This is a genomic window from Pseudomonas sp. IPO3774 (assembly GCF_013386835.1).
GTDB lineage: Bacteria > Pseudomonadota > Gammaproteobacteria > Pseudomonadales > Pseudomonadaceae > Aquipseudomonas.
This window is the reverse complement of the sequence record NZ_JACAQY010000016.1, coordinates 94,626-101,120: the sequence shown is the minus strand read 5'-3', so window position 1 is coordinate 101,120 and position 6,495 is coordinate 94,626. Positions and strand designations below refer to the sequence as shown.

The 6,495-nt window shown below is 62.9% G+C and carries 7 protein-coding genes; 1 reads left to right on the top strand and 6 read right to left on the bottom strand.

The genetic code is table 11. The features are described 5' to 3' along the window. Window positions 1-39: 39 nt before the first annotated feature. From HYE77_RS10390 to HYE77_RS10365, 6 genes are read right to left on the bottom strand one after another with little or no spacing between them, the layout of a single operon-like run. Window positions 40-531, bottom strand: a complete 492-nt coding sequence (locus tag HYE77_RS10390) for an aromatic-ring-hydroxylating dioxygenase subunit beta (RefSeq protein ID WP_008431075.1) — start codon at window positions 529-531, stop codon at window positions 40-42. Then, complete coding sequence (locus HYE77_RS10385) at window positions 528-1,811, bottom strand: Rieske 2Fe-2S domain-containing protein (RefSeq protein WP_177068759.1); 1,284 nt, start codon at window positions 1,809-1,811, stop codon at window positions 528-530. Before HYE77_RS10385 ends, HYE77_RS10390 begins: the two co-directional genes overlap by 4 nt. Window positions 1,812-1,835: 24 nt before the next feature. After that, on the bottom strand, window positions 1,836-2,963 hold the full coding sequence (locus HYE77_RS10380) for an amidase (RefSeq protein ID WP_177068758.1): 1,128 nt from the start codon (window positions 2,961-2,963) through the stop codon (window positions 1,836-1,838). Beyond that, a complete protein-coding gene (locus HYE77_RS10375; protein WP_003208864.1) occupies window positions 2,960-3,430 on the bottom strand; it encodes a nuclear transport factor 2 family protein in 471 nt (156 codons plus the stop codon). The genes HYE77_RS10380 and HYE77_RS10375 overlap by 4 nt, the downstream gene beginning before the upstream one ends. Window positions 3,431-3,433: 3 nt before the next feature. After that, window positions 3,434-3,805 (bottom strand): hypothetical protein, encoded by a 372-nt coding sequence (locus HYE77_RS10370; protein WP_003208867.1) that lies wholly within the window; start codon window positions 3,803-3,805, stop codon window positions 3,434-3,436. Window positions 3,806-3,822: 17 nt separating this feature from the next. After that, window positions 3,823-4,971 (bottom strand): acyl-CoA dehydrogenase family protein, encoded by a 1,149-nt coding sequence (locus tag HYE77_RS10365; RefSeq protein WP_003208868.1) that lies wholly within the window; start codon window positions 4,969-4,971, stop codon window positions 3,823-3,825. Between the two features lie 211 nt (window positions 4,972-5,182). Here HYE77_RS10365 and HYE77_RS10360 point away from each other — a divergent pair, with 211 nt between their 5' ends. After that, window positions 5,183-6,307: a sensor histidine kinase gene (locus HYE77_RS10360; protein ID WP_177022055.1), complete on the top strand. Its 1,125-nt coding sequence runs from the start codon at window positions 5,183-5,185 to the stop codon at window positions 6,305-6,307. Window positions 6,308-6,495: the final 188 nt, after the last annotated feature.

Sequence of the window (6,495 nt, the reverse complement as noted above, 5' to 3'; positions counted from 1 at the left end):
CGCTCCCACATTGGTTTTGTGTCGTTGTTTGAATCGTGCTTACAACAGAAAGCCGAGTGCACTCAGGCTGTCGGTGGAATTGATCAGCCGCACCACCTTGCGCTCCAGGGTCGCGACCCCGGCGCTGAACCGGATGCGGTAATTCAGGTCGGCCACAAACGGCGTGTGTACTCCGCGCTTGTAGGCGTACAGCAGCTGCGCACAGTTAACCTCCACCACCTCGCCCGCCGCTTCCACCAGGGTGAATCGCGACACACTGCGCACGGTTTTCGCCGCATCCACCGCCGACGGTGAATACCCCGCCGTCAGCCGTTCGATGCGCAGGTCACGCATGCGCGCATCGTCATAGGCATAGTTGAGGTTGGCTTCAAAATCCTCGGTGTCCGGGTCGATCGGCACGACGTAGCGCCCGCTCTCGCTCCACAACGCGGCCCATTGCACGTAGTCCTTGTGGTCCAGCAGTTCGGCTTCACGCCAGATGAATTCGATGGCCTGGGCCAGCGGTGCGGTAAAACCAGTCAGGGTGTTCATTGGCTCATCATCCTTTTCCACATGTCATAGGCCCCGCGCATGCCGCCTTCATCAGTGGCGTGGGATACCTTGTCGCCGTTGTCGGCCAGCACTTCGCGGTTCAGGCCACGGTTGACCAGGATCGGTGCGGCAACGCCGGCATACGAGCCGCGTTGCACCCGGTCCCAGGCTTCGGCGTCGTCGGGGCTGCCAAAGCCGAACGGGCCCTGGAAGTGTTCGTGGATGCGCAGGCGCTCGCGGTTGGCAACCTGTGGGCCGCCCTCCATGCCCAGGGCGACGTGGCGGATTTCGGTCTCGGTGACCGACACCGGGCGCAGCACCCGGAAGAACGACATCGACATGGCGACATTGGGAAACAGGTTGAGGTTGAACCCGGCACCGTGCAGCGAGCGCACGATGCGTCGCACCTGGGCCGGCTCCATGGTTTTCGACAGTTCTTCGGTGACGTGGGCGAAACGCTCCTGCAATTGCTCGGTACCGTCGTCGTGGTCCAGGTCGACATGCTCGGGCACCATCACCATCACGCTGTGGCCATTGCCCAGGGAATGGGTGACGGCCTGCTCGTCGGTCATGAACGAGAGCATTTCCGAGGTCTCGGCGTCCACCGACGACATGAACGACTTGTGCACGATCGGGAAGTGGTAGCCGTCGGTGGTGTTTTCCAGCTGGATCTTCCAGTTGCCCTTGAAGCTGAACTTGTGTTCGCCCTGGGTCTTGATCGGGTAGCCGGCGCCCTGCTTCATGAACAGGTCCATCCAGTGTTTGGCGCCGCCGAGAAAGTCGGCCAACGGTTCGATATCGTCGTTGTAGCTGGCGAATACCATCCCGGCGTAGCTGTCCACCCGCAGGCTGGTCAGGGGTAACTCGGACTTTTCCAGGATGCCTTCGTAGCCGTCCGGGTAAGGCAGCGCCCGCAGCTTGCCGTCCAAACCATAGGACCAGCTGTGATACGGGCAGGTGAAGCCGGTGGCGTTGCCCTTGTGCTTCTCGCAAACCGTGGCGCCACGGTGGCGGCAGCGGTTTTCCAGCACGTTGATCGCGCCTTTCTTGTCGCGCACCACAATCACCGGGCGCCGGCCAATGGTCGCGGTCTTGAAGTCGCCGCTGTTGCGCACTTCGCTTTCATGGGCGACCCAGACCCAGGTGCGGTAGAAGATCTTTTCCAGTTCGGCCTCGAACAGCGCCGGGTCGTTGTACAGCGAGACGTCGACGCGATCGTGCTTGACCAACTCGTCGAGGCTTTTCGATTTGGCAATCAGCCGGTATTCATGGGTACTCATGGAGCCCTCCTCAAGGCGTTGTTCTTATTGGCGAACCGTGATGCTCTGCTGCAGTTGTGCGCCGAGGGCACACACCCATTCGTCCTGGCCCTTACGGCCGACAATCTGTAGCCCGACCTTCAGCCCGCTGTCGGCCAGGGTCACCGGCACCGTCAACGCCGGGTGGCCGCTGAGGTTGAATGGCCGCACCAATGGCGTCATGCGGGCCACGGCCTGGCTGCCGTTGCGGGCTTCGGCCAGGGTCGGCGGCAGGTCCGGCATCGTCGGCAGCAGCAACACGGAGAATTCTTCGAGCGCGGCGTCCACCTGATGACTGAAGCGGGTGCGCACGACTTCGGCTTCGGCCAAATCAGCAGCGCTGGTGCGGCTGGCAGCCAACAAGCGTTGTTCGACATCCGCACCGATCAGGCCCTTGCCGGTGAGGTGACCGAAGGCTGCCCAGTTTTCGACGTTAATCACCGTAAGGCCGGCGCCGAACGCCGTGTCAAAGTCGTCCAGATGCAGACGCTGCTGACGCCAGCCGGCCGCGTCGACGGCAGCCATCAGGCTCGCCTTCAGCCATGGCTCACAGGCCACATCCAGAAAGCCCACCGGCACGCTGCCGGACGGCGCCGCCTGTGCCTGGAAACCCGGGCAAATCACCTGCATCGCGGCAATCAGGTCCTGCATGTTCGCGGCAAACGGCCCGACGCAATCGAGGCTGGATACCGCCGGTTGCGCGCCAATGCGGCTGACTCGGCCATAGGTCGGTTTCAACCCGGCAATCCCGCAGCACGCCGCCGGCACCCGCACCGAGCCGCCGGTGTCGGTACCAATGGCGATATCCGCCAGGCCCGCCGCAACCGCCGCGGCCGAACCGCTGGAGGAGCCGCCCGGCACGCGGTCTGGCGCCTGGGGATTGACGGGCGTACCGCTCCAGTCGTTGATGCCGGTGACGCCAAATGCCAGTTCATGCAGGCTGGTCTTGCCGACGATCTGCCAGCCGGCATCCAGGACCGCCTGCACCACGTGCGCATGCCGCGTCGCTGGCGGAGCATCGGCAAAGGCACGACTGCCCGAGCGGGTCGGATACCCGGCGATGTCGATGGAATCCTTGATGGCCACGCGTCGGCCGCTGCCACCGAGTAAAAATTCGCTGACGAAGGTACTCATGGGTTCACCCCCAACATGCTATTGAACAGGCGCTGCGTACGGAAATGCGCGATCAGCCAGGTGCCGTCGACACGGCGAAAATCGATGGCCAGCCGCGTGCCGAACAACTCGCTGCGCTGGTCGGCGTAGGTGGAAATCTGTTGCATGATCCACTGCCCTGCAGCCGCGCTGCCGTCTACCTGGATCGACTCACTGGTGAGGTAATGCAGGTTCAGCGCAAAGTGTTCCGACGGTGGCAGGTAGCTGCCGACAAACGCCGCCACCGCGTCGCGCCCCCGATGCTGGCCGAAGGTCTGCGCGGTACTTGTGCCAATGCCTTCCCACACCGCATCCACGGTGAACAGCTCGGCCAACTCGCGAACGTTGGTCGCCGCCCGGGGCACGTCGCACAGGTCCATGTAGCGCGCCATCAAGCGCCTTACCTGGCTCTCCCCTTCAAGGGTTTCAACACGCTGCAACAGGTCCATGGCTCACACCCTGGCCGCTTCGGGAATGGTCAGCGGGCGGCCGATCCGTGCTTCGACCTTGGCGTAGCGCCACAGGCTGTATTCACCCACCGGCGTGGTACGGAACAGGTTGCAGGCGTCGATCACCGACTGGTGGCAGTCGACGTCGGCCATGATGTAGACGGTCCACGGCGAGGTGGTCGACGGGCCGACCATCAAGCGGTCGTCATCCATCGCCCCCAGCACGTTGATGCCCGGCATGGCGCCGAGGTCGCCCATCATCTGGCTGAAGCCTTTCCACACGCTCAGGCCTTCGCCGGTAGGCAGGTCGAAAAAGTTCTGGGTGATGCCGATGCAGAAGACGACGCGCAGCGGTTCTTGAGTGGCTTGGGACATGGGTTGATCCTTGAAAGTCAGATGTAGCCAGGAAATGGAGGAACGCCGAGGAACACCGAGCCCGCGCCGTCGTACAGGCCTTCGCTGAGGAAGGCGTGCTGGGTCACCACCATGGCGTCGCGCAGGTAGCGTTGCAGCGGGTGGCGCAGGTAGATCGCGGTGGTGCCCGCCAGGCTGTAGGCGCTCTGCACCACGGCGGCGCCGGCCTGGGACACGTGAATGGCGGTCAGGCGCAACAGGCTGGTTTGCTCGGCCGTGACCGGGTTGCCGGCGAGGATCGAGTTCCACACTTGTTCGGTGGCGCCGTAGAAAAAGCCCCGAGCGGCGCTCAGCCGGGCTTCGGCCTTGGCGATTTCGATGCGCACGTAGGCGCGGTCCGCCAGTTTCGGTGCGCCGGTGATGCCGCTGCCGCTGGCCATGGCGCTGATTTCATCGAGGGCCGCGCGGGCCAGGCCAAGGTTGACCACCGCCAGCACCTGTGCGGCGTAGGCAATCGAGGGATAACGAAACAGCGGCTCGTCGATGGTGGCGGCGCCGCCACGGATGAAGGTCCAGCGCTCGTCGATGTATTGGTCGGTAACTCGCAGGTCATGGCTGCCGGTGCCCTTGAGGCCGACCACGTCCCAGTTTTCGATGATTTCAACCTGGCCGGGCTTGAACACGGCAGTGCGTGGCTTGCCGCCCGCCGCACCGATGCCCACGCCCAGCAGGTCGGCGCCTTTGCAGCCGCTGGCAAACTTCCAGGTGCCGTTGACCTGCCAGCCGCCCTCGACGGTTTCCGCCGGCTGCAACGGGAACAGGCCACCGGCAAACACCAGGTCGGGGCTGTCGGCGTACAGTTCGGCGAGGGTTTCCTGGGGCAAGGCCGCAAGATACACCCCGGCGCTGCCGAAGCTGGCAACCCAGCCGGCAGAGCCATCGGCTTCGGATATGCGCTCGATCATCTGCAAGAACGTTGCGGGGGCCAGGGCATCGCCGCCGAAACAACGGGGCGTGGCCGCCCGGTAGATGCCCACCTGCTTGAAGCGTTCGATCATGTCCCGTGGCACGTGGGAGCCGGCGTCGAACTCGTCGCGGCGCTGGCGCACTTCATCGAGCACCTGCTGGAACAGCGTGGGCTGCACGTCGGGTAAAGCGTCTGGTTGCACGAGGGCCGAACGCAGCATGGGCTTTCTCCGTTGTAGTTGTTATGGACGCCGTGTCGGGCGTTGATAGGTCCAGTGTAAAAAGCCCGACCACCGTCAACTATTGGGGCGTGCAGCCCACCGGCTAAAGAAATCCCCTAGTGCGCCCCCGATTACTTCTGAGCGTGCCCCCCGATGCAAACCGGTATAACTTGCCACCGTAGTCGTCCCCTCCACCGCCAAGGGCTACGCGATGTACCTACCCAATAACAATGATTTCCACACCCTGATCGAAGCCATGCCGATCTGCACCATCCTTCACGATGCGCAGAGCAAGGACATCCTCTGGGCCAACACCGCGGCGCTGTCGGCGCTGGGGTTTACCCTGGAAGAACTGATCCCGCTCAAGGCCCCGGACATGACCCGGGACGCACCGAAGTACAAGCGCTCCATCGGCTTGCGTTGGCTTGAGCGCGCGGCCCGCAGTGGCCAGCGCACCATCGAGTGGTGTTATCGCTCCAAGGCCGGGGTGGAGATTCTTTCGGAAGCGGTCGCGACGCTGGTGCACCTGGACGGGCGCGACGTGCTGATGGTGCAGTTCCGTGATATTTCCCGGGAAGACAAGGTGAAGCGGGACCTGATCCGCGCCGAGGAAGCCCGGCGTGTCAGTGAACAGCAGCTTGAATACCTGGCCCGATACAACGCCATGGGCGAGATGGCGGTGGCGATTGCTCATGAGTTGAGCCAGCCACTGGCGGCCACGCGCAATTTTATCGAGGGGGTTTTGATTCGTCTGGGCGATACCCACAGTGCCGACCAGGGGGTGAACTGGGGGCTGCAAAGTGCCGTGCGGCAGGTCGAGCATGCGTCAACGATCATCAAGAGTGTGCGTGATTATGTGGTCAAGCTGGAGCAGAGCGCGGAGTGGGTGGACCTCAATGAGTTGCTGCAGGAAACCCGATATTTCATCAGCCTGCGGGCCGAGCCGAGTCAGGTGCGGCTGGAGATCGTCCCGAGCGCGCAACCGCTGATGGTGCAGTGCGAGAGGGTGCTGATTGGGCAGGTGATTCTGAACCTGGCGTTCAATGCCATTGAAGAGATGAGTGAGCTGCCCGTGGAGCGTCGGGTGCTGCGGTTGCATGCCTGCCGGGATGGAAACGTGGCGCGGTTGAGTGTCGAGGATTGTGGGCGCGGGATTCAGGCCGTGGCGCGGGAGAAAATCTTTGACGGGTTCTTTTCGTCGAAGGTGGGTGGTAACGGGATTGGGCTGGCGTTGTGCAAGAACATCATTGGTCGGCATCAGGGGGATATCTGGGCGCAGAATCTGGAGCCGTGTGGGGCGGTGTTCAGTTTTTCGTTGCCTTTGATGGGGCCGTGAGATTGGGGCATTTGCGAAGCGGCTTTTCTGTAGGAGCTGTTCAAAAGTGAGCCGCTGCAAGAGCGGAACCCGTTTCTGCCATAACAAAAATAACGGATATACACCCTACCCCAAACCATTGGCACAGACACACAACCACTTGGCAGACACAACAATTCTTGCAATCGCCCCACAAGGCAGAATCCACT

Coding starts and splice junctions, on each gene's coding strand:
- HYE77_RS10360 (WP_177022055.1), top strand. CDS start 5,183: ATGTACCTACCCAATAACAATGATTTCCACACCCTGATCGAAGCCATG.
- HYE77_RS10370 (WP_003208867.1), bottom strand. CDS start 3,805: ATGTCCCAAGCCACTCAAGAACCGCTGCGCGTCGTCTTCTGCATCGGC.
- HYE77_RS10380 (WP_177068758.1), bottom strand. CDS start 2,963: ATGAGTACCTTCGTCAGCGAATTTTTACTCGGTGGCAGCGGCCGACGC.
- HYE77_RS10390 (WP_008431075.1), bottom strand. CDS start 531: ATGAACACCCTGACTGGTTTTACCGCACCGCTGGCCCAGGCCATCGAA.
- HYE77_RS10375 (WP_003208864.1), bottom strand. CDS start 3,430: ATGGACCTGTTGCAGCGTGTTGAAACCCTTGAAGGGGAGAGCCAGGTA.
- HYE77_RS10385 (WP_177068759.1), bottom strand. CDS start 1,811: ATGAGTACCCATGAATACCGGCTGATTGCCAAATCGAAAAGCCTCGAC.
- HYE77_RS10365 (WP_003208868.1), bottom strand. CDS start 4,971: ATGCTGCGTTCGGCCCTCGTGCAACCAGACGCTTTACCCGACGTGCAG.